The organism is Pelagicoccus sp. SDUM812005, from assembly GCF_031127875.1.
Lineage (GTDB): Bacteria > Verrucomicrobiota > Verrucomicrobiia > Opitutales > Opitutaceae > Pelagicoccus.
In genome coordinates this window covers 1-1,201 of the sequence record NZ_JARXIA010000065.1, presented here as the reverse complement: position 1 = coordinate 1,201, position 1,201 = coordinate 1, and the positions used below count along the sequence as shown (strand labels likewise).

The following is a 1,201-nucleotide window of genomic DNA, read 5'->3' as shown; positions in this document are numbered from 1 at the left end:
GGAGACGAAGGCGAGGAGTATGAATAAAAACTACACATATCAAGTCGTCGCTCACAACTCCGAGGGCTGCGCCCTCTCCGCGTGAGGACTCAGCGTTATGCAAATATGAAGAAACGTAAACCATTCGCAGACGGAATCATATTTGGATTCGGAATATCCATCTCTCTATCGATATCACTTTTCGTTCTAGCATTCGTTGTATACCCAGAAGTAGCAGAACGAATTCTGAAACAAGTCGAACCCCCAGCTTATCACATCTTCGAAGAAAGATACGGACACGAAACTTTCACGAACCTCAGTTTCGAACGAATGTTCAAGCAGTCATCAGTTGTCTTGTTGGCCGAACCTGAACCGAATAAAACAGAAAACCAAAAAGTAAGGATCAGTGAAATATTAAAAAAGAATCCAAACACTGATTTCAGTCATTCCGAAGGCGACGAATATGATCGGAGCCATTCCAAATTCATTACCTCAGCCGATTGCGATGGTGCCCTCGTCTTTTATGTTGGTAATCCGCCGAGACAAAAAGCCTCTTTCTATTACACAGATGGAATCATTGGATACCGTGACAAAATCCCACTGCATCAAATCAAACAATTTGCTAAAAACTAAAAAGCATAACCAATCGGTGCAGACAACGAGCGCAAGCGCTCGTCGTCTGACCTCGGCGATATGCAGAACAATTGGAACAATATGCGAAGATACTACATAAGCACAATCACCGCACTGATCAGCTTTCTTATTGGCTCACACTTGCTAATCGTTTCAGCATCAGCAACAACAACAACAACAACAACAACGGAACAGAATGAAACAACTTCAGTTACTATCATAAGTGACGGAGAAACATGGATACAAATAATTGGACCAAAGCCGACTAAACCCGAAAAGTTTGAGTCCAAAACCTTTCAACTACCTCCAAGCGACTATAAAATAGTAGCCCGAAAGAAAGGAAAAAAGGACAATCGCATCGATCTGAAAATAACTGAAGGAATGAAGCCAGTGTCAATGAAGGTCTACTGCAAGAAGCCTTGGTCACCGAATTAAAATAAGCATATCAAGTCGGTCCTCACAACTCGCGCAAGCGCTCGCGTGAGACCTCAGCGTTAGGCAGAAAGAAAAGAATCCTGAATCCACTCCCCTCCGAACAAACTCACATGAAAAGCATTATCCTATTTTACCTTCTCTGCACTTCATTGTC

The 1,201-nt window shown here is 42.7% G+C and carries 1 protein-coding gene; it reads left to right on the top strand.

Features of this window, described 5'->3' with window-relative positions; translation table 11 throughout:
* The first annotated feature begins 105 nt into the window (after window positions 1–105).
* Complete coding sequence (locus tag QEH57_RS24700) at window positions 106–612, top strand: hypothetical protein (protein ID WP_309009481.1); 507 nt, start codon at window positions 106–108, stop codon at window positions 610–612.
* The last annotated feature ends 589 nt before the right edge of the window (window positions 613–1,201 follow it).

Coding starts and splice junctions, on each gene's coding strand:
- QEH57_RS24700 (WP_309009481.1), top strand. CDS start 106: ATGAAGAAACGTAAACCATTCGCAGACGGAATCATATTTGGATTCGGA.